Here is a 24,095-nt window from a genome sequence, read left to right as displayed (position 1 = left end):
GGCGGTTGATGCAGCGATGCATCACAACATCGGTGAGGTATGGGGGTGGCAACCCGGTCACGCAGGTTCAAGCTCGAGCGGTTGGGGCGTCTCAGGCGGGTCAAGCGGCTGCGCAATTGGTCCACCTTTGGACTGGTGGTGCTGGGGCCGGTTTTGGCGCTTGCGACCTATCTGGCGCTCGGGCCCTTGGGGCAGGGGGCGGATACGCTCAACCTGCGGCTTATCCTGTTGTCCGATCTTGTCTATGTGCTGCTGGTGGCGGCGCTGGTCCTTATTCAGGTCGGGCGGCTGATCTCAGCGCGCCGCGCCAAATCGGCGGGCTCCCGCCTGCACCTGCGATTGACGGGTGTCTTTGCGCTGATGGCGTTGATCCCCACGGTGACAGTAGCGATTTTTGCCGGGCTGACAGTGAATGTGGGCCTCGAAGGCTGGTTCTCTGACCGGGTCAGCGGCGTGGTCGGCTCGTCGCTCGCGGCGGCAGAGGCCTACGAGGCCGAGCAGCGCGAAGGCCTGATCTTAGATGCGCAAACCCTTGCCCGCAGCATCGATAGCGCCCGTGCGCAGGGCATTAACCTCAGCGACAGTGAGCTTTTGGGTGAGGGCCAGCGGCAAATCCAGCGCGGCCTGCGCGAGGCGTTCTTGATCGACAGTACCGCGCAAATCCGCGCCCGCGGTGATCGGTCCTATCTGTTTGATTTCGAGGCCCCCACCGAGGCGCAGCTTGAAGCCGCCAGCGAAGAAGGCCTTCTGGTCATCGAAGATTGGCCGAACAACGAATTCCGCGCACTGGTGCCGATGGACGCCTATGTGGATCGCTTCCTCTATGTCTCCCGCGCCGTGGATGGTGAAATTCTGGCCCTGCTGGATGAAACCAAAGAGACGGTGCGCTTGTACCAACAGCTTGAATCCGAACGGGGGCGGCTGCTGTTTGAATTCGCGCTGGTCTATCTTGGCTTTGCAGTGATCTTGATACTGGCCGCTGTCTGGTTGGGCCTGTGGTTTGCTGAACGGCTCTCCGGCCCGGTCGGGCGGCTGACCGGGGCCGCGCAGCAGGTGGGCGCGGGTGATCTGAACGTGCAGGTCCGCGAGGAAGAGGGCGATGACGAGATCGCCATGCTGGGCCGTTACTTCAACCAGATGACCCGCCAGTTGAAGGGCCAACGCGAGACCCTGTTAGAAAATACCGACCAGATCGAACGCCGCCGCCGCTTGTTCGATTCCGTGCTAAGCTCGGTGACCTCTGGCGTGGTGGGGCTGGACCCCGAGGGGCGCGTGACCTTCGTGAACCGCTCTGCCATGCGGCTGCTGGATTGGTCGGAAGATCAGCAAAGCCTGCCTCTGACCCTTGCCGTGCCGGAATTCGGACCGCTGTTTGAGACGGTGAAGGCTGCGTCGGATGAGGTGGCGCAGGCCGAGGTTAAGGTCTCGCGCCAAGGGGCGATGGAGAACCTTTTGGTCCGCATGGCGACCCGCCGGTCCAAGGACGGCGATCTTGAGGGCTATGTGGTGGCCTTTGACGATGTGACCGATCTGGTCAGCGCGCAGCGCATGGCCGCATGGGGCGACGTGGCGCGGCGCATCGCCCATGAGATCAAGAATCCGCTGACGCCCATCCAGTTGAGTGCCGAGCGCATTCGCCGCAAGTTCGGCCCCAAAATGGCCGAAGGGGATGATGACGCGCTGGAGCAGATGACCGGCGTGATCATCCGGCAAACCGGCGACCTGCGGCGCATCGTCGACGAATTCTCGAAATTCGCGCGGATGCCAGAGCCGGAAACCAGCCGTCAGGACATCCGGCAATTGCTGCGCGATGCCGTGCTTCTCCAGCAGAGCAGACAGGAAGACGTTGCAATCAAACTTGACCTGCCAGCGCAGCCGATCATGGCCAATATTGACGGGACGATGATCTCGCAGGCGCTGACCAACTTGATCAAGAACGCGGGCGAAGCGATTGAAAGCCTGAAGAAAGAAGGCACGCCCGAGGGGCATGAGCCGCAAATTCGCGTGGTCCTGACGCCCGAAAATCGGCTGTTGCGGCTGACCATTGCCGACAATGGCATCGGCCTGCCCGAAGACCGCGCACGGCTGTTCGAGCCCTATGTGACCACGCGCAGCGAAGGCACCGGGCTGGGCCTGCCCATTGTCAGAAAGATTATCGAGGAACATGGCGGGAGCCTGACGCTCGAAACCGCGCCCGCGTTCGACGGGCAAGACCATCACGGGGCCATGGCGGTTATTACGCTGCCGCTGGCCATCGACACAACGACAGACCAAGGGGACAAGGCAGATGAGTGACATCCTAATTGTAGATGACGAACGCGATATCCGTGAGTTGATCTCGGATATCCTTCAGGACGAAGGCTTTGCCACGCGATTGGCCAGCAACTCAGACGAGACGATGGCAGAAATCAACACCGAGGCACCGGCGCTGATCATCCTCGACATCTGGCTCAAAGACAGCCGGATGGATGGGATCGACATTCTCAAGACCGTTAAGCGCGATAACCCGGATGTGCCGGTGGTGATTATCTCAGGCCACGGCAATATCGAAATTGCCGTCGCGGCAATCAAGCAAGGGGCCTACGACTTTATCGAGAAGCCCTTCAACATTGACCAATTGTTGGTGGTGATCCGCCGCGCGATGGAAACCTCGCGCCTGCGCCGGGAGAACCAGAACCTCAAGCGCCGCGATGTTGCCACGTCTGAGATGATCGGCACCTCCGCGCCCTATCGCGCACTGTTGAGCCAACTCGACAAGGTGACCAAATCCAATGGCCGCGTGATGCTGACCGGTCCTGCCGGATCGGGCAAGGAAGTGGCGGCGCGCTATATCCACGCCCATTCCGCCCGCGCCTCGGCGCCCTTTATCACCGTCAATTGTGCCGGGGTGGCCCCGGACCGGATGGAAGAGGTGCTTTTTGGCCGTGAGACGCCGGACCGCGGGATCGAGCCAGGGCTGTTGGAGCAGGCGCACGGCGGAGTGATCTACTTTGATGAGGTCGCGGATATGCCGCTTGGCACCCAGTCGAAAATCCTGCGGGTCTTGGTGGATCAGCAATTCACCCGCGTCGGCGGGACCGACAAGGTGCGGGTTGATCTGCGGGTGATTTCGTCGACCAATCGCGATCTGGATCAGGCGATCAAGGCAGATACCTTCCGGCAAGAGCTTTACCACCGCCTTAACGTCGTGCCGATTGCCGTGCCCTCGCTCGAAGAACGGCGAGAGGACATTCCGCTTTTGGCCGAGCATTTCATCGCCGAATTCAAAGCCTCGCAAGGTCTGCCCGAGCGCGCGTTGACAGACGATGCCGTGGCCTTGATGCAGACGATGGTCTGGCCCGGCAATGTGCGGCAACTCAAAAATCTTGTCGAGCGGGTTCTGATCCTTGGCGATGGCACCGGCCCGATTGAGGCCCGCGAGTTGCCTGGAGAGGAAGAAGCAGGCGGGGACGATGGGCGTGTGGTGCTTTCGGGCGCACTGGCAACACTGCCGCTGCGCGAAGCGCGCGAGGCCTTCGAGCGGGAATACCTGCTGACTCAGATCAACCGTTTTGGCGGCAACATTAGCCGCACCGCGAATTTCGTCGGCATGGAACGCAGCGCCCTGCACCGCAAGTTGAAATCGCTTGGCGTTGTGACCTCGGCCAAGGCAGGTGTGCGCATCGCACATGTGGACGAAGAAGTGGAGGCGACGGGCTAAGCCGCAAGGCTCAGGCGCGAGGGGCCGCACCCCTCGCGATCCCAGTTAGCCGCGCGTAACGATCTGGAAAGACCCGTTCTTGTTACGGATCACGCAGGAATTGGAGTTCAGGGCCGGCAGGGTCGTGGTCGCGCGCAGTGGTGCGGCGCGGGCGACGTTGTTTGGGCACGCGGGGATCGACACCGGGGCAAAGCCCTGATCGGCCATACATTGCCCCTCGACCCGATTGCGCAGATCCTCGTTAGGATCAAATGTCACCAGTTCACCCGGCACGTAAAAACCCCCGGTGTACCTACATTTATTGTCGGCATTACAGTGGCGCCGCTCGGGCACATAGCGCGGCGGGGCGCGGCGGACTTGGGTGGAGATCGGCACATCACGCAGTGCTTGCACTTCGCAGGCGGTGGTCGCGCGATTGACCTGCGCGACACTCGCACCCGGTTTGTAATAGGTATTCAGCGGCGCGCAGGCGGCAGCCCCCAAGGCGATGAGCGTTAGGGCAAAGGCGGCGCGAGTGGGGCGAAGCGATATCGGTTTCATAGCGCCATCATGCCGCTGTTGCGGGGGAAAGACAATTGATTTGACCCTTGCCAACCCATCTGTCATGCCCTCTAACCGACCCAAGACAACCCTCACACGATCTTTGCTCAGGGTAAGGAAGCCTTCATGAAAATCATCATTTGCGGCGCAGGGCAGGTGGGTTGGCAGATTGCCCGTCACCTCAGCGGAGAGCGCAACGATGTGACCGTGGTCGATAGCAATGCCGAATTGATCCGCCGCGCCACCGACACGCTGGATGTGCAAGGCATCGCCGGTTTCGCGAGCTATCCCGATGTGCTGGACCGTGCAGGCGCGCGGGACGCCGAGATGATCATCGCCGCGACCCACTCGGACGAGGTCAATATGGTGACCTGTCAGGTCGCCCATTCGGTCTTTGGCATCAACCGCAAGATCGCCCGTCTGCGCAGCCAGTCCTATCTGGATGCGATTTATTCTGACCTCTACCGCCGCGACCACATGCCGATCGACGTGGTGATCTCGCCTGAAAAAGAAGTCGCTACCGCAGCCCTTCAGCGTCTCAGCGCGCCCGCCGCTTTCGATACCGAAATTTTTATGGACGGGCAGGCGCAGCTTCTCGGGATTTCAATCGATAGCGATTGCCCGGTGGTGAACACGCCGCTGCGGCAGTTGACCGATCTCTTTTCGACCCTGCGCGCCGTGGTCGTGGGGGTGCGCCGCGATGGCACGCTGTTCGCGCCCGAGGCGAAGGATCAGCTTTTCGTCGGCGACGACTGCTATGTCTTTTCGCATCACGACGACATCGCCCGCACGATGGAGATTTTCGGCAAACAGACCACCAAGCAAGAGCGCGTCGTGCTGGTGGGCGGCGGCAATGTCGGGTTGACCGTGGCTCAGCACCTAGAGGCCGGGCCGCTGCGCGTGCGCACCAAGATGATCGAGAAAAACCGCAAATGCGCCGAACGTGCCGCCGAAGGGCTTGAGCGGACGATCGTGTTGAACGGCGACGGGCTTGATGCCGCGCTACTGGCCGAGGCGGGCATCAGCCGTGCCGATGCGATGCTGGCGGTGACGGATGACGACAAGACCAACATGCTGTCTTGTGTGCGCGCCAAGACCGAGGGCTGCCCCTATGTGATCGCCCTGATCAATGACCCGACGCTGGTGCCGCTGATGACCCACCTCGGCATCGACGCCTATATCAACCCGCGCGCCACGACCGTGAGTTCGATCCTGCGCCACATCCGCCATGGCCGGGTGCGGGCGGTCTATTCCATCGGCGATGCCGAGGCCGAGGTGATTGAGGCCGAAGTGCTGTCGACCTCGCCCCTCGCAGGCAAGAAAGTCTCGGAAATCGACTTCCCCGAAGGCGTGTTGATCGGCATGCTGCGCAAAGAGGGCAAGGTGATCCGCCCCTTGGGCAACACTAGGATCGACGAGGGCGATGTGGTCGCCCTCTTCGCGCTGGCCGAAGATGTGCCGCGGGTTGAGCAGCTTTTGCAGGTCTCGATCGACTTTTTCTAAGCGCAGGAGCGCCGCGTGACGCAACCGACCAGCATCCGACCGACCGGCATCCGCCGAGAGATCGTGCAGTTGCCGCTGTTCCTGCAATTGTTCGGCGTCTCTGCTGTATCCATGCTCTTGCCGTCGATCTACGGGCTGGTGGTGAATGATCATCAGGCCAGCCGTGCGTTCCTCTATGCCGGGGTGCTGGGTCTTGTGGCTTTCACCTTGATTGCCATCGCCCATGCAGGGCGCAAGCCTTTGGACGGCGCATTGGGGCCGCTGTTGTCCCTGCTCTCGGCTTTTGTCTTCCTACCGGTGTTTTTCGCGATTCCCTTTCTTGAGGCGCTGCCGACTACGCGTTTTGTGAATGTCTATTTCGAGATGGTCAGCGCCTTGACCACCACCGGGGCCACGATGTTCGAAAATCCCGCCCGGTTGAGCAATACGCTGCATCTGTGGCGTGCGCAGGTCGGCTGGATGGGCGGTTTGCTTATGTGGGTCACGGCGTCGGCAATTCTGGCGCCGCTGCACTTGGGGGGATTTGAAGTGACCGCTCAGGCCGAACCCGGGCGGCCCGACGACCGTATCGGCACCCGGATGGGCAGGATCACCCCGCGCCAACGTTTGCTGCGCACAACACAGGCTTTGCTGCCGATATACACCGGGCTGACACTGCTGCTGTGGCTCTTGCTCGTAATTGGTGGAGAGACGGCAATGGTTGCCCTTTGTCATGCGATGTCGGTCTTGGCGACATCGGGCATTTCCCCCGTTGGCGGGGTGGATAACGCGCAGATTGGGGTTTCTGGCGAAGCGGTGATGATGCTTTTCATGCTGTTCGCGCTTTCACGTCTCACCTTTTCCAAAGACACAATCACGGCGACCCAAGGCGGGCTGATGACCGACCCTGAGTTCCGCATCGGCCTTCTTGTTGTGATCGGCGTGCCATTGCTGCTTTTCGCCCGCCATTGGATTGGTGCGTTCGAGGTTGAGGTTGAGGTCGATGGCGCCCGCGCGCTTCAGGCGCTTTGGGGTGGGCTGTTTACCGTGCTCTCCTTCCTGACGACCACCGGTTTTGTGTCAGAGCATTGGTCGGATGCGCAGAACTGGTCGGGCCTGCGCACGCCGGGCCTGGTTCTCATGGGGCTTGCCCTGATCGGTGGCGGGGTGGCCACCACGGCGGGCGGTGTGAAACTGCTGAGGGTCTTTGCGCTTTATCAAAACGGCGTGCGCGAGATGGACCGTCTGGTCTATCCCAACTCCGTCAGCGGGGCCGGTGCGGCGGGGCGGCGGCTGCAAAGTAACGGCGCGTTCATCGCGTGGATCTTCTTTATGCTCTTTGCGATGTCGCTGGCCGGGGTCACATTGCTGCTGACCCTAACCGGTACGTCATTCGATGCTGCCGTGGTCATGTCGGTTGCGACACTATCCACCACCGGGCCGCTCATCGAACATGCCGCCGATACACCCATTCGCTTGATTGAGCTGGGATTGGCCGCGAAAATCATTCTCAGCGGTGCAATGGTACTGGGTCGGTTGGAAACTTTGGCGATTATTGCGCTGATGACCCCAAATTTGTGGCGCGCTTGACACGTTTAGCGCTAGAACCGGCCTAGTCCGCTGATATTGGGGCTGGAAACTCACGCTTTCGCACTCCATACTTAAGGCAATGGGGGGGTCCGGTACGCGGACGCCAGCAAGAACAAAAGGCGAGACTAACATGGCGTCAGACAGACAAAACCTTCAGGATGCGTTCCTCAACCACGTTCGCAAGACCAAAGTACCGGTGACAATTTTCCTGATTAATGGCGTCAAATTGCAGGGCGTGATTACTTGGTTTGACAACTTTTGCGTTCTGCTGCGCCGTGACGGTCAATCGCAACTGGTCTACAAACACGCGATTTCGACCATCATGCCGAGCCAGCCGATCAGCCTTTACGAGGGCGAAGACGCTTCTTGAGCCGTCCAGCATTTCAGATCGATAACAGTGACGGGCCCCGCGTAACACGCGCTTGGGTGCTGCATCCTGATATCAAATCCGACAACGACCGGCGCGCGCCTGAGCCCGCGCTGGCCGAAGCCGTTGCATTGGCAGAAGCGCTGCCAGAGCTTGAAGTGGTGGGGGCCGAAGTCGTGCCCCTGCGTACCGTTCATGCCGGGATGCTGTTTGGCAAAGGCAAGATCGAGGAACTCGATCAGCGCATGAAGGAAGCCGAGGTTGAGCTTGTGCTGGTCGACGGTCCGGTGACCCCGGTTCAGCAGCGCAACCTTGAGAAGGCTTGGGGCGTCAAGCTGCTCGACCGCACCGGTTTGATTTTGGAGATCTTTAGCGACCGCGCGGCGACCCGTGAAGGGGTGCTTCAGGTCGAGATGGCCGCGCTAAACTACCAGCGCACGCGGCTTGTGCGCGCGTGGACCCACCTTGAGCGGCAGCGGGGCGGTTTGGGCTTTGTTGGTGGTCCGGGTGAGACTCAGATCGAGGCGGACCGCCGCGCCATCGACGACCAGTTGGTGCGCCTGCGCCGCCAGTTGGAAAAGGTCGTGAAGACCCGCGCCTTGCACCGCGCCGCCCGTGCCAAAGTGCCGTTCCCGATTGTCGCGCTCGTCGGTTATACCAACGCCGGGAAGTCCACGCTTTTCAACCGTTTGACCGGGGCCGAGGTCATGGCGAAAGACATGCTTTTTGCCACGCTCGACCCAACCATGCGCAGCATCGTGTTGCCCGATGGGCCTGAGATCATCCTCAGCGACACGGTGGGGTTCATCAGCGATCTGCCGACCGAACTCGTCGCTGCCTTCCGCGCCACGCTCGAAGAGGTGCTTGCCGCCGATATCATCTGCCATGTGCGCGATGTGTCCCATACCGAGACCGAAGAGCAGGCGCAGAACGTGCGCGATATTCTCGCCTCACTCGGCGTCCCGAAAGAGACCCGCAGTTTCGAGGTTTGGAACAAGCTGGACCTGCTCCCCGAAGACCGCGCCGACGCCATGCGTGCACGGGCTGCGCGCAACGACGACGTGCTGGCAATCTCGGCCATCACCGGTGAGGGGCTTGAGACGCTGCAAGAAACCATCGCCGAGGCGCTGCAAGGTGCGGTACGCGAGGCCGAATTGACCCTCGGCTTTGCCGAAGGCAAGAAACGCGCCTGGCTGTTTGCGCAGGACGTGGTCGAAGGTGAGCGTCAGACCGAAGACGGGTTTGAGATCACCGTGCGTTGGTCCGCGCGCCAAGAGGCTGAATTCCAGCAGATTTAAGAACTACGGCGCCGGCTGGGGCAATTTTTGCCCCGGCAAGCATCGAATTCGGCCCGCTGCGTCGCATATGGTGAAACGACCTTTTGCGGAGCGCGCCACATGACCCTGATCATCCTTTATGTCTCAACCGCCGTGATCTTCCTCGGGCTGGACTACCTTGGGCTGACCTATCTCATCAAACCTGTGTTTGAGCGTGATATCGGAGACTGGCTATTGGATGAATTCCGCGTCGCCCCGGCGCTGATCTTCTACGCCTTCTTCGTGGCGGTGGTGCTGTGGTTCGTGTCTTGGCCTGCGATGACAGGGGATCATTCGCTGCTCTGGGTCTTTGGCAATGCGCTGCTGATCGGCGCGATGGGCTATGGCACCTATGAGTTCACCAATCTGGCGACGCTTAAGGATTGGACATGGGCCCTGGTGGCGCGGGACTTCGCTTGGGGGTCGGTTCTGACCGGCACGGCGGCAACCGCAGGCGTGGCGATCACCCGCGCGTTGACCTAGCGGCCATTCTCGGTCGACCAGCGCCAAGCGCCCGGTTGCAGCCCGGCCAGTTCCCAATCGCCCACGCTGGCGCGGATCAGCCGCAGCGTGGGCAGGCCGACATGAGCCGTCATGCGCCGCACTTGCCGGTTGCGCCCCTCGCGGATGGTGATGCGCAACCAAGCGTCCGGCACCGTCTTGCGAAAACGCACGGGCGGGTCGCGCGGCCAGAGGGGATCGGGCGCGTCGATCTGGTCCACTTGGGCGGGTTTCGTTAGGCCGTCTTTCAGTTCGACACCCTTGCGCAGCGCGTCGAGCGCTGCGGCATCCGGCGTGCCTTCGACCTGCACCAGATAGGTCTTGGGCCGTTTGTACTTAGGATGCGCGATGCGGGCCTGTAGCGGGCCGTGATCGGTCAGCACCAATAAGCCTTCGCTGTCGCGATCAAGCCGCCCGGCGGGATAAAACCCCTTTTCATCGACATAGGCCGAGAGGGTCGGGCGGGTGCTGCCCTCGGTGCCCTTGTCGGTGAATTGCGACAGCACGCCGTAGGGTTTGTTCAGCAGGATCACACGGGCGGTCATTTGGCAGGCTCCAATCGTGTCACACCCACAGCGGCGGCGCGGGCCAGTTCGGCATCCAGCGACATCGGGATATATTCACCGCGCCGCCAGAGTTGCGCCATGTCGTCGTAATGGCGCGACAGGAAATGCCCCGATTGACCGGTAGAGGTGACAAAGACCGAACTGTCGGGATCGGCGAAATCATAAACTCCACGGTAGCCTGCGCCGTGCACATTATAAAACGGGTCTTTGCCGGTGCCGCGGGTCAGCCCCCGTTGCAGGGTATTGTCCCCGCCCGAGGTCGACTGGCGGATGTTCACAAAGTAGCGCAGGAGCGGCACGTCGCCCAAGACGGGGTGATCATGGGTCGCCTGATGCGCATCGCCCCAGCGGAGGGATTCCAACTGCGTGCCCCAAGTCTCTTTGATCCAGAGCAGGGCGTCGTCCAGTGCCAGTCGCGCCATGTCATGGCAAGTCTCTACCGGGGCGGATTGGCGCACGTCGCACCATTTCGCGGCGCCTTGCACATCGCGGAAAGCGCGTTCGATAAAGAGCGGCTGAACGTGAGTGAATTCTTCGGCCAGTGGCCCCAGTTCATCGCGGATCAGACGGTCCTGTAGGGCGCGGATCCATGCGGCATAGATCAGCGGCTCGGGCAGGTGTTCGTTCATCTCACCCGACCAGCCCGCGAGCAGGTCGAGCGCGCGCTGGCGCTGGCGCTCCGGCGTGCCATCGGGGGCGGCCTCTCCGGTGAACCACAACTCAGCCCCGATCAGCGGCAAGAGCGCGCGGGCCGTGGGGCTGACCGTATCAAGCTGCGCTTCGATGAAACTGTCGCGGGTATGAACCTCGCGGTTCTGCATCAAGCGTTGCCAGCGTTGCACCCGCTGCGTGTCGCCCCAGACGAAAGAGACATGGTTGGGAAAGGGGCGGTCGACGGTTTTGTTGTTGGTATTGCCAAGGATGCCGCCTGCGGGGGCGATGAATTCAGGGTTCGCGGTATAGGGCAACATGCCGTCCCAACGGTTCGCAGCGATCCAGCCGGGGCTGGGCATGCGCCCTTCGCTTTGGTGATTGGCATCGCGGCGCGGCATGGCGCCGATGGTTTTCATGGCGATGGTGTCACGGTCCACCAGTGTGAGGTTTTGCGCCGGGGCCACATAATCGGTCGCGGCATTGATCGCCTGCTGCACCGATTTCGCGCGCATCACCTTCATCGCGGCGGCAAGCGAGGTGTCTTCTTCGGTAAAGAGGGTCGCAGCGACAGAGGCCACATGCCCCGGCGGCGTTATGCTGCCAAGGTTGTAGTGGCTGCCGGGCAGCACCGGGCCATTGTCGGTCCAACGCAGGGTAACGGTGATGGGGTCAGCATCGGCGATGTTGATGATGGATGAGCGTTTGCGGAATTTCTTGAACCCGTCGGGGGTGCGGTATTCTTCGGTATTGTCAGGGTTCAGCTCTTCGATATAGACGTCTTGGTCGTCGACATAGGCGGTGGTCAGCCCCCAGCCCAGATCGGCACTGCGGCCCGTTAGCACCACGGGCATGCCGGGTATCGTGCCGCCGATCACGCCGCCGGTCTCAAGCTCCAGCCGGGCCAGATACCAGATCGCCGGGGCGGTGAACCCCAAGTGCGGATCATTGGCCAAAAGCGTGCCGCCCGCAGCAGAGCGCGTGGGCGCGGCGGCCCAAGCGTTGGAAGCCCCGGCGAAAGCCTGCCGCTTGAATGGCGACAGCGGGTGACTGTCCATCGGGGCCGCTGCGGCGTGGCGCGTCGTTACCTCGGGGAAGAGGGCGGCATATTCAGGCAGGGCGGCGACCCCGCTGCCCGGCGCGTCGGGCAGGATATCGCGCAGGCGATCTTGGTCGCTTAACTCCAATGACACCCGTGCGCGCAGCACTTCGGCCTCCAGATGGCCCGACATTTGCAGGCCCATCAATTTGGTGATCGCCAGTGAATCCGCAGGCCGCCACGGGGCCATGGGCGCATTGAACAGCCACATCTCGGGCGCGCCACGGCCCAAGGCTTCGGTGTTGATCTGATCTAGGCGGGCGTTGATCCCGGCTGAATAGGCTTCAAGCGCTGATTTAGTTTCGGGGTCAAGCTTATCCGCAGAGGCCACGGCGAGCCGATAGATATCATAGCGGCGCATCAGTTTGTCGGTGGTCACGGTGGCGGTGCCGAAAACCTCAGACAGCCGCCCCTGCGCGGTGCGACGCAGGGTGATCAACTGCCAGAGGCGGTCTTGGGCGTGGGCAAAACCGAGGCCGAAAAACACATCCGCGTCCGTCTCACCAAAAATATGCGGCACATTGGCATTGTCGCGCACGACCTCCACAGGGGCAGTGACGCCGCGCACCTCAACCGTATCGTCATAGTCGGGTAGGGACCGCGCGGCGAACCAATAGACCAGCAGCAAAACTACGACGCTCAACGTGACCAGAAACACCGCCAATCGGATAAGCCAGCGAAACATCAATGCCATCGGGAGATCCTCAGCTGGCGCGCAGATTGACCGGAGCGCGCAGGGTGGTAGGTGTTGTGACAGGGAATAACGCAACTGAATGATAAGGAAAAGCACATGGCAAAGCTCGCGTTTTTGGGACTGGGGGTCATGGGGGCTCCGATGGCGGGGCATCTGCAAAAAGCCGGCCACGAAGTGACCGTCTATAACCGCACCGAAGCCAAGGCCGAAGACTGGGTGAAAACCTATGGCGGCGCCATGGCCAAGACCCCGCACGCGGCGGCAAAGGATGCGGATTTCGTGATTGCCTGCGTTGGCAATGACGATGACCTGCGCTCGGTCTGTCTGGGAGAGGACGGGGCCTTTGGCGGCATGACGGCGGGGGCGATCTTTGTCGATCACACGACCGTTTCAGCGGCGGTCACGCGCGAACTTTATGCCGCTGCCGATGACGCGCAGGTGAGCTTTGTCGACGCGCCGATTTCGGGCGGTCAGGCAGGAGCGGAAAACGGCCAATTGTCGATCATGTGTGGCGGAGATGAGGGCGCCTTTGACCGGGCGCTGCCGATCATGGAGGTCTATTCCAAGATTTGCCGCCGCATTGGTGACAGCGGCGCGGGACAGATGACCAAGATGTGCAACCAGATCGCCATCGCCGGGCTGGTGCAGGGCCTCTCTGAGGCACTGCATTTCGCCGAGAAAGCGGGCCTCGATGGCCGCGCGGTGGTTGAGGTCATCAGCCAAGGTGCCGCTGGGTCATGGCAGATGGCGAACCGCTATGAGACCATGCTGGACGATGAGTTCAATCACGGTTTCGCGGTGGATTGGATGCGCAAGGATCTGGGTATCTGTCTGGACACGGCGGATGAGACGGGGGCGAGCCTTCCGGTCACGGCACTCGTCGATCAGTTCTATAAAGACGTGCAAAAGCAAGGCGGGGGGCGTTGGGATACGTCAAGCCTGATCAAACGCCTGCGCGCTATGGGCTAAGCCAAACGGCAAAAGAGAAAGGGCAGCGCCGGGTAAAACTGGCGCTGCCCTTCAAAGACCATCGGTCGACCCTGCGTTAGGGAATGATCCGCGTGTATTTCGTACCTTCCAGCGTGGCGCCAAGGCGCAGGCCCGCGCGGCCAAAGACCGCCGCCAGCACTGGGGCCATGACGGTTGTGGTATCGGCGCTTACGCTGTCGCCCTTATCGGAAATCACATATTCCAAACCGGCGCCAGCGGCCCAACCCGGCGAGCTGCGGAATTCGCGCAAAGCAGGCTCGGTCATAAAGAACAGCACATGCGCATATTGCTGGGCGCCGATCTGCAAACCGCCCGAAGCTTTGGTCACCGAATAGTAGTCCACTGTCACGTCGTTGACGCGCAGCGCGCCGCGCCCGTAGGCACCGCCAAAGCCTAGGCCCGCTTCGGTGACCAGCGGCATGACCAGCATGCCATTGGCCTTTTCGGCCAGCTGTCGTGTGTTGGGATAGCCGCGGTACATTTCGGCCAGTGTTGCGTCGACGCGCGCGTCGATCATGGCGCTGCCACGCCCGCCCACGCCATTGCCGCATGCCGCCGTCACGCCAAGCGCCGAAAGGGCGCCCAAGGTCACAATGCGCCGATTGTATGTTCGATTGCTCATGTTATCTGCCTGTATATTAAGATCGTTTGCCTGCTGCCGGTTTTCCCGACTTGAGCGGAGATTACGCATAATCACGCGCTTTGTCATGTTGATTGGTCCCTTTGCGCAGATTTACGCCCTTAGGTCACGCGCTTTTGGCCAATAGCCGGGCAACATCGGGGGCAAAGTAGGTCAGCACCCCATCACAGCCCGCGCGTTTGAAGGCCAGAAGGCTCTCCATCATTGCGCGTTCGCCGTCGATCCACCCTTGGTCAGCCGCGCCCCGGATCATGCTGTATTCGCCCGAGACCTGATAGGCGAAGGTCGGTGCGCCAAAGGCGTCTTTCACACGGCGGCATATGTCCAGATAAGGCATGCCGGGTTTGACCATGACCATATCCGCGCCTTCCGAGAGGTCGCGTGCCACTAGGCGGAGCGCTTCGTCGCTGTTGGCGGGATCCATCTGATAGGTTTTCTTATCGCCTGTGAGTGCCGAGGAGGCACCCACGGCATCGCGGAACGGGCCGTAAAAGGCGCTGGCGTATTTGGCAGCATAGCTCAGGATCATCACATCGTGATGCCCGGCGGCCTCAAGAGCGTCGCGGATCGCGCCGATGCGACCATCCATCATATCCGACGGTCCGATGATATCCGCCCCCGCTTCGGCTTGCGCCAAGGCCATCTTGACCAGCGCCTCAACCGTGCGGTCATTCACGATGATGCCGTCTTCGACAAAACCGTCGTGGCCGTTGATGTTATAGGTGTCCAGCGCCACATCGGTCATCACCACCATCTGCGGCACCGCCTCTTTGATCGCCGTGATGGCGCGGTTGGTGGCGTTTTGCGGATCCCATGCGCGGGCGCAGTCTTCGGTCCTGTCTTCGGGGCCGGTATAGGGAAAGACGCAGACCGTGCCGATGCCCAGTTCCGCCGCCTCGCGCACCGCCGCGACCAGCTTGTCGACCGAGCGGCGCATGACCCCGGGCATGGAGGGGATCGGCTCTTCCACGCCGTCGCCTTCGCGCACGAAAACCGGCCAGATCAGATCGCCCAGTTGCAGGTCATTCTCGCGCACCAACGCGCGGATACCGGCGTTGGCGCGGGTGCGGCGCAGGCGCGTGGCGGGGAAGGGGGCGTGGACGGGTTGCATCAAAATTACCTCAGAATGGCTTGGCAGGGGCTTGCCATGTATTTTTGAACGTCTCAACCCTATGAATCGCCGCGCCGGACAGCTAAGAGATGCGAACTTTAATTTCGGACGAGCACGCCTTGGACTGGTATCAGACCCTTTTCGAAATGATCGACATGCGCTCTTTCTCGAACCTTTGGTTCTGGATCGCTCTGGCGGTGATGTGGTCGACCGCAAGTCATTGGGTGCTGGGCGTGCCCTTTGACATGGTGCTGCGCGCCCGACGTTATGGGGGCGAGGCGCAGGCCGACCTTGAAGACATGGTGCGGATCAATGTGAACCGTTTGCTCTATATCTCCCAAGTTTCAGGGCTTTGGATGCTGGGGCTGGGGTTCTTTGTGCTGACCACCTTGGTCCTTTTGGGCTTTGTCTATGACATCGAATTTGCGCAGGCCTTGCTTCTGCTGGGTTTTCCCATGTCTTTGGTTGGGCTGCTGAGCTTGTCGACCGCGCGGCTGATACGCATGGAAGGGTCCAGCGGCGACGTGTTGCAGCGACGTCTGATGCGTCACCGCCTCTATACCCAGATCATCGGCATGGTCGCGATCTTTGTGACCGCGCTTTGGGGAATGTATCAAAATCTAAACCTTGGCCCGCTCGCGGGTTGACAGGCCACGCCGCAGGCCCAATTGAGACCCGATGAACGATCCGCGCAATATCACCCTCTCCGGCGTTCCCGAAGGCTTTGATGCCCGCGCCATCCTTGATGAAATCGCTAAGGGCGGCCAGCCGGTGGCCCATGTGGCGCGCGATGACAAGCGTATGGCCGCGATGCAGGCCGCGCTGCGCTTTTATGCGCCTGATATGCCGGTGTTCACCTTCCCAAGCTGGGATTGCCTGCCCTATGACCGTGTGTCGCCCAATGCGGATATCTCTGCGCAGCGCATGGCGACCTTGGCGGCGCTGGTGCATGGGATGCCGGATCAGTTTGTTTTGCTGACCACGCTGAACGCAGCCAGCCAACGCATCCCCGCGCGGGACACCCTGCGCGATGCCGCCTTCGCGGCACGTGTCGGCAGCCGGATTGACGAAAAAGCGTTGCGCGAATTTTTGGTGCGTATGGGATTCGTGCAAAGCCCGACGGTGATGGAGCCGGGCGATTACGCGGTGCGGGGCGGGATCATCGACATCTACCCGCCAGGCGATCTTGGCCCGGTGCGGCTCGATCTCTTTGGGGATGTGCTGGACGGCGCGCGGCGGTTTGACCCGGCGACGCAGCGCACCACGGAAAAGCTTGATCTGGTGGAGCTGGCCCCGGTCAGCGAGGTCATTCTCGACGAGGCGGCGATTACCCGTTTCCGGCAGAACTACCGCATTGAGTTCGGCGCGGCGGGCACCGATGATCCACTTTATGAGGCGATCAGTGCGGGCCGCAAACATCAAGGCGCGGAACATTGGTTGTCGTTTTTCCACGACAATCTCGAAACGCTCTTTGCATATCTGCCGAAGGCCACGATAACGCTGGACGATCAACTGACGCCCATGCGCCTCGCGCGGTGGGATACGATTGCCGACCAATATGAGACGCGTCAACTGGCGATGAAAACGCGCTCCAAAATGGACAGCGTTTATAAACCCGCGCCGCCCGAAGGACTATATCTAACCGACGACGCTTGGAACGAGGCGTTGATTGGGAAACGGGTAATCCAGTTCAACCCGTTGCCGCAGCCCACTGGGCCGGGCGTGTTGGACGCAGGTGCGCGGATCGGGCGCAACTTTTCGCCCGAACGTCAGCAGGAATCGGTCAGCCTTTTCGGTGCTTTGGCTGCGCATATTAAAGCAAATCTTGAAGTGGGGCCGGTGCTGGTCGCCAGCTATTCCGAAGGCGCACGCGAACGCCTGACGGGGCTGATAGAAGACGAAGGGTTGGCCGAAGCGATCCCGGTCACTGATGCCACGCGGATCGGTAAACGCGGGCTGCATCTGGCCGTTTGGGCGTTGGAGCACGGCTTTGAAGCGCCGGGGATGACGGTGATTTCCGAGCAGGACGTGCTGGGCGACCGATTGATCCGTGCGCCGAAACGCAAGCGCCGGGCCGAGAATTTCCTGACCGAGGCGCAAAGCCTCAGCCCCGGCGATCTGGTGGTTCATGTGGACCACGGCATCGGGCGCTATCACGGGATGGAGGTGGTGACCGCCGCCGGTGCTGCGCATGAATGCCTCGTTCTGGAATATGCCGAGCAATCAAAGCTTTATCTGCCCGTTGAGAATATCGAACTGCTGTCGCGTTATGGCCACGACGAAGGTCTGCTGGATAAGCTCGGCGGTGGCGCGTGGCAGTCTAAGAAAGCCAAGCTCAAAGAGCGCATCCGCGAGATGGCAGATAAGCTGATCCGTATCGCTGCCGAACGCGCGCTGCGCAAAGCGCCGGTGCTCGATCCGCCGCCCGGCATGTGGGACGCATTCTCGGCCCGGTTCCCTTATACAGAGACCGACGATCAGCTGCGCGCCATTGGCGACGTGGTGGATGATCTGACCTCTGGAAATCCGATGGACCGTCTGGTTTGCGGCGATGTCGGCTTTGGTAAGACCGAAGTCGCCATGCGGGCGGCTTTTGTTGCGGCGATGTCGGGTGTTCAGGTCGCGGTGATCGCGCCGACAACGCTGTTGGCGCGGCAGCACTACAAAAGCTTTGCGGAACGTTTTCGCGGTTTCCCGATAGAAGTGCGCCAACTGAGCCGCTTCGTCTCGGCCAAAGAGGCCGCGGCGACGCGCGATGGGATGGCCAAGGGCACGGTCGATATTGTCATCGGTACGCATGCTCTACTGGCCAAGGGCATCCGGTTCAAAGACCTCGGCCTGCTGGTGATCGACGAAGAGCAACATTTCGGCGTGACCCACAAGGAACGGCTGAAATCACTGCGGACCGATATCCATGTGCTGACACTGACGGCCACGCCGATCCCGCGCACGCTGCAATTGTCCCTGACCGGGGTGCGTGATCTGTCGGTAATCGGCACACCGCCCGTCGACCGCCTTTCGATCCGCACCTACGTCAGCGAGTTTGACGCGGTGACGATCCGCGAGGCGCTGCTGCGCGAGCATTACCGGGGCGGGCAGAGTTTCTATGTGGTGCCCCGCCTGAGCGATCTGCGCGAGATAGAGGATTTCTTGCAGGCCCAACTGCCCGAACTTTCCTATGTGGTCGCCCATGGGCAGATGGCACCGGGCGAGTTGGATGATCGGATGAACGCCTTTTACGATGGCAAGTTCGACATTCTTCTAGCAACGACGATTGTTGAATCCGGCCTCGATATTCCCACTGCCAACACGATGATCGTGCACCGGGCCGACATGTTTGGCCTCGCACAGCTATACCAGATCAGGGGCCGCGTGGGCCGCTCGAAGACCCGCGCCTATGCGTATCTCACCACCAAGCCGCGCGCAAAACTGACGGATACCGCGCAGAAACGCCTGCGGGTCCTGGGCAGTCTTGATACGCTTGGCGCGGGCTTCACATTGGCCAGCCAAGACCTTGATATTCGTGGGGCAGGCAACCTGCTGGGCGAAGAGCAATCCGGCCAGATGCGCGATGTGGGGTTCGAGCTTTACCAATCGATGCTGGAAGAGGCGATTGCCAAGATCAAAGCGGGCGAGATGGAGGGCCTCAGTGAGGCCGACGAGCAATGGGCGCCGCAGATCAACCTTGGCGTGCCGGTGCTGATCCCCGAAGATTATGTGCCTGATCTGGATGTGCGTTTGGGCCTCTACCGCCGCCTTAGCGAATTGTCGACCAAGGTGGAACTTGAAGGTTTTGCCGCCGAGTTGATCGACCGTTTCGGCAAGCTGCCGAAAGAGGTCAACACGCTGATGCTCGTCGTGCGGATCAAGGCGATGTGCAAACGCGCCGGGATTGCAAAGCTTGACGGCGGGCCCAAAGGGGCGACGATCCAGTTCCACAATGACAAATTCGCTTCACCCGAAGGGCTGGTGCAATTTATTCAGGACCAGCGTGGGCTTGCCAAGGTCAAGGACAACAAGATCGTCGTGCGCCGCGATTGGAAATCGGATGCCGATAAGATCAAAGGTGCCTTTGCCATCGCGCGTGACCTTGCCGAACATGTGATCGCCAAGGAAAAGCTTGCGAAGAAGGCAAAAGCCAAGGGCTAAACCCGATGGGGCGGCGGTTATTCCGCCGCTGCCGGCTGCCGATTTTCCACCCGCCCCATGTAGAGCATCAGCGCATAAGCGACGATTGCCATAAACAGCATCGCCAACGCCAGCGGCTTGGTCGTCCCGTCAAACATCAGCCCCACGGGGGAGGCAATGAGGGCGGCCAGCACCGTGGAAATTGCCCCCACGATGGAGGCCGCCATACCCGCGATATGGCCCATCGGCTCCATCGCGATGGCGTTCAGGTTGCCCAGCGTCAGGCCCGCCTGGAAAAACAAGCAGGTTTGGAAAAAGACAAAGGCGGCAAAGCCGTAAGGGTCGGGCAGGGCCCCGAGATTTGCAAAATACATGACCCCCGACAGGATGATCTGCGCGCCCAGTGCGATGGTCACAAGCCGCCGCATGCCATAGCGCACGACCAGCAGCGCGTTGATCAGGCTGGCGCTGGCGGCCACGACGGCGATGCCACCGAACCACAGCGGAAAGCTATCGCCGCGCCCATAGACGCTGTCATAGATTGGTTGCACCAGCATCAGCATCGAAAACAGCATCGCCAAGGCCAGCGATTGCACGAGGATCGACAAACGCACCGTAGGGTGGGTCAACAATTCGCGCACGGCGCTCATCATCAGCCTCACCCGCAGCGGACGGCGGTTTTCCCGCGGCAGGGTTTCGGGCAGGCGCAGCCCCATCCAGATCACAGAAATGATTGAGAATGCCATGAAGGCGATAAAGATCGCGCGCCAACCTGCGGCAAAGATGATCCCCGCGCCCAGCATCGGTGCAAGGGCAGGCACGAGCGCAAATACCATCATTACAACCGACATGATCCGGGCCATCTCACGTCCCTCGTAAAGGTCGCGGATGATCGCCACAGCTACCACGCGGGGGCCAGATGCACCGAGCCCTTGGAACACCCGCGCCACCAGCATGACTTCGAGCGAGTTGCTCATCCATGCTACAAAGGCCGACAGCGAATAGAGTGCCGCACCGCCAAAGACCACGTTGCGGCGGCCAAAGGCGTCGGACAATGGCCCGCTAAAGAAAGTGCCAAGCCCCATGCCCAGTACAAAGGCCGTCAAGATCAGCGGTGCGCGATGAGCGAGCTCTGGAGAGAGTTCTGCGGCGATCTCTGGCAGGGCGGGCAGCATCGCGTCGATGGAAAAAGCGATCGTGGCGAACATCATCGCGATAAGGCCGATGAATTCGATCCGGCCCATGGCGAATTTTGGGTTTTCAGTGGTCACGCGGCGCTCCGGCGGTTGACCCTCGCGGACAGGTCAACGCGGGGGAGCTTCAGGGAATAACTTTTGGTTGCGTTCTCGATAGTCGAGAACGCTTAACTTCGCAATGATTGCGCGCTTGTTTAGCCCTGTTGCTTTGTAAGGTCGGCAATGACCTGCGCCCATAGCTCGGGCGGCTGAGCACCGGGTACGGCATGGGCATTGGCGATGATGAAAGTGGGGACCGAGTTCACCCCCATCTTGCGGCTATGGGCATCGCGGTCGCGGATGTCTTGGGTGTCGACATCGGACTTTAGCAGCCGGGTGACCACGGCGGCGTCCATTTCGATGCTGTCGGCGATGTCGGCCAGCACTTCGGCATCGCCGATGTCGCGGGCGTCAACGAAATAGGCTTTGAACAACGCGGCGACAGCGGCGGTTTGGCGACCTTCGATCCCGGCCCAATGGATCAGGCGGTGGGCATCCAACGTGTTCGGCGTGCGTTGCATGGCTTCGAAGTTGATGTTCAGCCCGGCTTTTTCAGCGTGTTCCACGACCGGCGCATAGGCTTTCACCGCGCCTTCTTTGCCGCCGAATTTGCCTTCGAGATACGCACGGCGGTCCATCCCTTCGCGCGGCATCTCGGGGTTCAGCTGGAACGGATGCCATTCGATGGCGAAAGGATGATTGGGATGGTCCTGCAACGCGCGGTCCAGATGCGCCTTACCGATATAGCACCACGGGCAGATCGGGTCTGACATGATATCGAGTTTGATCGCTTCGGCCATGGTGCGCCCCATCTATTGCTGCGCAATGGACATAGCGGGGTGCGGCCGGTATCGCAAGCGGGCAGCGTTGCAAGCGCCTTTGGGCGCGGCTATAGCAGGTCCATGACAGAGACGCCGCACCGTTCCATGATCCAGATCGCCCGCGAAAGCGGCGCGAGCGAGACTGCGCCGCCGGTTGATCTTGGCGCACGGGTGCGTGAGCTGCGCAAGGCACGCAATTGGACGTTGGAGCAGGCGGCGCGGCAGGCCGGGCTGGCGCGCTCCACGCTTAGCAAGATCGAGAACGGGCTGATGTCGCCCACCTATGACGCGCTGAAAAAGCTCGCCGTGGGGTTGGAGATCACGGTGCCGCAGTTGTTCACCCCGCCTGCGGGGGAAAAGATCACTGGCCGCATGGCCGTGACCCGCGCCGAAGAGGGCGCGGCCAAGGCGACTGGCACCTATGAACATGTTCTTTTAGCCGATGCCCTGCGTAAGAAACAAATGCTGCCCTACCGCGCCCGCATCCGCGCGCGGCGGATGGAGGAATTCGACGGCTGGGTGCGCCACGACGGGGAGGAATTCCTCTATGTGCTGACCGGCATGGTGCGGCTCTTTACCGAGTTCTACGAGCCTGTCGACATGCGCCGCGGTGACAGCGCCTATTACGACGCCACCATGGGGCACAATGTCGTCTCGCTCAGCGATGAGGATGCGACGATCCTTTGGGTAACCTCACTGGTCTGAACCCTCTGCCGGTTGCCACCACCAAACCTCGGGCATGAAGTTCGGCCCGTCGCCGTAAAGCGGGATCGTGTCAGGGTATGCCATGCGCGCGTCATGGGCGATCAGCCCCTCGTCGAACTGCCAGAAGGGAATGACATAGCGCCCAGCGGTGAGGATACGGTCCAGCGCACGGGTGGCGGCGACGAAATCCGCCGTTTCGCGGGCCTGCAACATTCGGTCAATCATCGCATCCACCGCCGGAGAGCGCACGCCCATGAGGTTGCGCGTGCCGGGCAGATCAGCGGCCTCTGACCCCCAATAGAAACGCTGCTCCGTGCCGGGGCTGAGCGATAGGGCGCGGCGGAAGAAGGTCATGTCGAAGTCATATTCGTTCTGCCGCGCCACGAACTGCGCATCATCAACTGTTTCAATCTGCGCCGTGATTCCAAGCCGCTTTAGCGCCTGCGTGTAAAGCTCTGCAATCGCTAGATTTTCACGGCTGCCTTTGGACAGAAGAATGGTGAATGTCAGCGGCGTGCCATCCGCGCGGCGCATGACGCCGCCCTCAGCTTCATAACCCGCAGCGCTGAGTTGCTGCATCGCCGCGCGAATGCCTGATCGGTTGCGGGCAGAGCCGTCGGCCACGGGCAGCGTATAGCCGTCCACCGTGCCCGGCGGCAGGGTGTCGGCGTAGTCAGCCAGCAAATCGAAGACGCGGCCTGTCGCCGGTCCATCGCGCATGGCAAGGTCGGAGTTGGAGAAATATGAGGTGATCCGGGGCAGGGCGCCGCCGGTCAGCGTTTCGTTAATATACTCGAAGTTGAAGGCGGAGATCAGCGCGTCGCGCACCCGCCAATCGTCAAACGGCGCGCGGCGTGAATTCATGACAAAGCCAGTCATGCCCGAGGGTTTGCTATGCGGAAAACTGGATTTCACGACCTCGCCCCGGCTGATCGCCGGGAAGTCATATTGCGTGGCCCAAGTCTCGGCATTGAATTCACGCACGGCGGAGATTTGGCCCGCCTTGAACGCCTCGAACAACACATTGGCATCGCCGTAGAAGTCGATTCTGACCTCATCGTAATTATGCGTGCCGCGGCGGAAGGGCACCTCGGCCCCCCAGTAGTCAGGATTGCGCGTCAGCGTCACGTGGCGGCCCGCTTGATAGTCGGTTATGACGTAAGGGCCAGTTCCTAAAGGGATTTCGTTCAAAGAGGCATTGGCGAAGTCCTGACCTTCCCATTGCGCTTTGCTGAGAATGGGGCGCATCCCAGCCAGCAAGGCAAGCTCACGGTTGTCGCTGTCAAAGGTCATCCGCAGGCTGCGCGGGCCGGTTTGTTCGATGCTTTCGATCTGTTGGCGCAGCCCGTGGTAGCGCGGGTGGCCCTCGCTGCCCAGAAGGTCGAACGAGAAGATCACATCTTCGACGGTGACCGGGCTGCCATCGGAAAACCGTGCCTCCTCACGCAGGGTGAACTCTACCCATGAACGGTCGTCTGGCACCTCAATGCTTTCAGCCAGCAAGCCATAAAGAGCGAAAGGTTCGTCCCATGAGCGGCCCATCAAGGTCTCATGGGTGAAATGCGGCAACTGCCAAGGCGCGGTGCCCTTGCGCACGAAGGGGTTAAGGCTGTCGAATCCCCCGGTATTGCCCAAAACGATCTCGCCCCCCTTCGGTGCCTCGGGATTTACATAAGGCAGGGCGGCAAAATCGGCAGGCAGTTCAGGCTCACCGTACATGGCGATTCCATGTTGAGGGGCCGCCCCAGCCGCGCCAGAGAGCAGAATCAGTGAAGAAAGCGCCGCAACGCCCCGTCCTGTCGAGAAAAAATCCCAGCTCATTTTTGAAACAATCACGATCTGCCCTTATTTTATTGGAGTTAATCCATACCCGCGGATTCCCGCCTTATCAAACTTTTAGCTTGGATTGTGACCGTAGTAGGCGTATACAGAGGTCACTGCTCGATAGGTTTCTTGCCT

The 24,095-nt window shown here is 61.1% G+C and carries 19 protein-coding genes; 11 read left to right on the top strand and 8 right to left on the bottom strand.

From position 1 onward, the window contains the following. Nucleotides 1-39 precede the first annotated feature (39 nt). Nucleotides 40-2,295 (top strand): sensor histidine kinase NtrY-like, encoded by a 2,256-nt coding sequence (locus BM229_RS03925; protein WP_093926355.1) that lies wholly within the window; start codon nt 40-42, stop codon nt 2,293-2,295. Continuing rightward, complete coding sequence (ntrX, locus tag BM229_RS03920; RefSeq protein WP_093926354.1) at nt 2,288-3,700, top strand: nitrogen assimilation response regulator NtrX; 1,413 nt, start codon at nt 2,288-2,290, stop codon at nt 3,698-3,700. The genes BM229_RS03925 and ntrX overlap by 8 nt, the downstream gene beginning before the upstream one ends. 45 nt (nt 3,701-3,745) lie before the next feature. On the opposite strand, the gene BM229_RS03915 is transcribed toward ntrX, so the two are convergent. Then, on the bottom strand, nt 3,746-4,240 hold the full coding sequence (locus BM229_RS03915) for a hypothetical protein (RefSeq protein WP_244152104.1): 495 nt from the start codon (nt 4,238-4,240) through the stop codon (nt 3,746-3,748). 126 nt (nt 4,241-4,366) lie between these two features. On the opposite strand from BM229_RS03915, the gene trkA reads away from it, so the two are divergent. The 5 genes from trkA to BM229_RS03890 all read left to right on the top strand — a co-directional run bounded on the left by trkA (nt 4,367) and on the right by BM229_RS03890 (nt 9,478). Beyond that, a complete protein-coding gene (trkA, locus tag BM229_RS03910) occupies nt 4,367-5,743 on the top strand; it encodes a Trk system potassium transporter TrkA (RefSeq protein WP_093926353.1) in 1,377 nt (458 codons plus the stop codon). 15 nt (nt 5,744-5,758) lie between these two features. Then, entirely contained in the window at nt 5,759-7,312 is a 1,554-nt protein-coding gene (locus BM229_RS03905; protein WP_208604018.1) for a TrkH family potassium uptake protein, read from the top strand. A gap of 130 nt (nt 7,313-7,442) precedes the next feature. After that, on the top strand, nt 7,443-7,682 hold the full coding sequence (hfq, locus tag BM229_RS03900) for an RNA chaperone Hfq (RefSeq protein ID WP_007119530.1): 240 nt from the start codon (nt 7,443-7,445) through the stop codon (nt 7,680-7,682). Further along, nucleotides 7,679-8,977 carry a GTPase HflX gene (gene hflX / locus BM229_RS03895; protein ID WP_093926352.1) on the top strand — a complete coding sequence of 433 codons (1,299 nt, stop codon included), beginning with the start codon at nt 7,679-7,681 and terminating at the stop codon, nt 8,975-8,977. Before hfq ends, hflX begins: the two co-directional genes overlap by 4 nt. A gap of 99 nt (nt 8,978-9,076) precedes the next feature. After that, nucleotides 9,077-9,478: a DUF2177 family protein gene (locus BM229_RS03890; protein ID WP_093926351.1), complete on the top strand. Its 402-nt coding sequence runs from the start codon at nt 9,077-9,079 to the stop codon at nt 9,476-9,478. Here the strand turns inward: BM229_RS03890 and BM229_RS03885 are convergent. After that, complete coding sequence (locus BM229_RS03885) at nt 9,475-10,041, bottom strand: pseudouridine synthase (protein WP_093926350.1); 567 nt, start codon at nt 10,039-10,041, stop codon at nt 9,475-9,477. The two genes, BM229_RS03890 and BM229_RS03885, sit on opposite strands and share 4 nt — an antisense overlap. Beyond that, the gene (locus tag BM229_RS03880) at nt 10,038-12,506 is read right to left on the bottom strand and encodes a penicillin acylase family protein (RefSeq protein WP_093926349.1); all 2,469 of its coding nucleotides are present in this window, start codon (nt 12,504-12,506) and stop codon (nt 10,038-10,040) included. The genes BM229_RS03885 and BM229_RS03880 overlap by 4 nt, the downstream gene beginning before the upstream one ends. A 96-nt stretch (nt 12,507-12,602) precedes the next feature. On the opposite strand from BM229_RS03880, the gene BM229_RS03875 reads away from it, so the two are divergent. Beyond that, nucleotides 12,603-13,475 carry an NAD(P)-dependent oxidoreductase gene (locus BM229_RS03875; RefSeq protein WP_093926348.1) on the top strand — a complete coding sequence of 291 codons (873 nt, stop codon included), beginning with the start codon at nt 12,603-12,605 and terminating at the stop codon, nt 13,473-13,475. 76 nt (nt 13,476-13,551) lie between these two features. Here BM229_RS03875 and BM229_RS03870 read toward each other — a convergent pair whose 3' ends face one another. Both BM229_RS03870 and hemB read right to left on the bottom strand, forming a co-directional pair. Further along, the gene (locus tag BM229_RS03870; protein WP_093927205.1) at nt 13,552-14,118 is read right to left on the bottom strand and encodes a lipid-binding SYLF domain-containing protein; all 567 of its coding nucleotides are present in this window, start codon (nt 14,116-14,118) and stop codon (nt 13,552-13,554) included. 124 nt (nt 14,119-14,242) lie between these two features. Beyond that, entirely contained in the window at nt 14,243-15,247 is a 1,005-nt protein-coding gene (gene hemB, locus BM229_RS03865) for a porphobilinogen synthase (protein ID WP_093926347.1), read from the bottom strand. Between the two features lie 119 nt (nt 15,248-15,366). On the opposite strand from hemB, the gene BM229_RS03860 reads away from it, so the two are divergent. Together BM229_RS03860 and mfd are read left to right on the top strand one after the other, a co-directional pair. Beyond that, nucleotides 15,367-15,894 carry a component of SufBCD complex gene (locus tag BM229_RS03860; RefSeq protein ID WP_093927204.1) on the top strand — a complete coding sequence of 176 codons (528 nt, stop codon included), beginning with the start codon at nt 15,367-15,369 and terminating at the stop codon, nt 15,892-15,894. Between the two features lie 31 nt (nt 15,895-15,925). Further along, nucleotides 15,926-19,396 (top strand): transcription-repair coupling factor, encoded by a 3,471-nt coding sequence (gene mfd / locus BM229_RS03855; RefSeq protein WP_093926346.1) that lies wholly within the window; start codon nt 15,926-15,928, stop codon nt 19,394-19,396. A gap of 17 nt (nt 19,397-19,413) precedes the next feature. Here the strand turns inward: mfd and BM229_RS03850 are convergent, their stop codons facing one another. Beyond that, nucleotides 19,414-20,619: a multidrug effflux MFS transporter gene (locus tag BM229_RS03850; protein WP_093927203.1), complete on the bottom strand. Its 1,206-nt coding sequence runs from the start codon at nt 20,617-20,619 to the stop codon at nt 19,414-19,416. A gap of 146 nt (nt 20,620-20,765) precedes the next feature. Next, nucleotides 20,766-21,410: a DsbA family oxidoreductase gene (locus BM229_RS03845; protein ID WP_093926345.1), complete on the bottom strand. Its 645-nt coding sequence runs from the start codon at nt 21,408-21,410 to the stop codon at nt 20,766-20,768. A gap of 102 nt (nt 21,411-21,512) precedes the next feature. On the opposite strand from BM229_RS03845, the gene BM229_RS03840 reads away from it, so the two are divergent. After that, nucleotides 21,513-22,136, top strand: coding sequence for a helix-turn-helix domain-containing protein (locus BM229_RS03840; protein ID WP_093927201.1), 624 nt, complete (start codon nt 21,513-21,515; stop codon nt 22,134-22,136). Here BM229_RS03840 and BM229_RS03835 read toward each other — a convergent pair. Next, nucleotides 22,125-23,855, bottom strand: coding sequence for an extracellular solute-binding protein (locus BM229_RS03835; RefSeq protein WP_093927202.1), 1,731 nt, complete (start codon nt 23,853-23,855; stop codon nt 22,125-22,127). The two genes, BM229_RS03840 and BM229_RS03835, sit on opposite strands and share 12 nt — an antisense overlap. Nucleotides 23,856-24,095: the final 240 nt, after the last annotated feature.

It is taken from the genome of Sulfitobacter dubius, assembly GCF_900113435.1.
Taxonomy (GTDB): Bacteria; Pseudomonadota; Alphaproteobacteria; order Rhodobacterales; family Rhodobacteraceae; genus Sulfitobacter; species Sulfitobacter dubius.
Note: the sequence above shows the minus strand (reverse complement) of the source record. Positions and strands in the feature narration are given on the sequence as shown.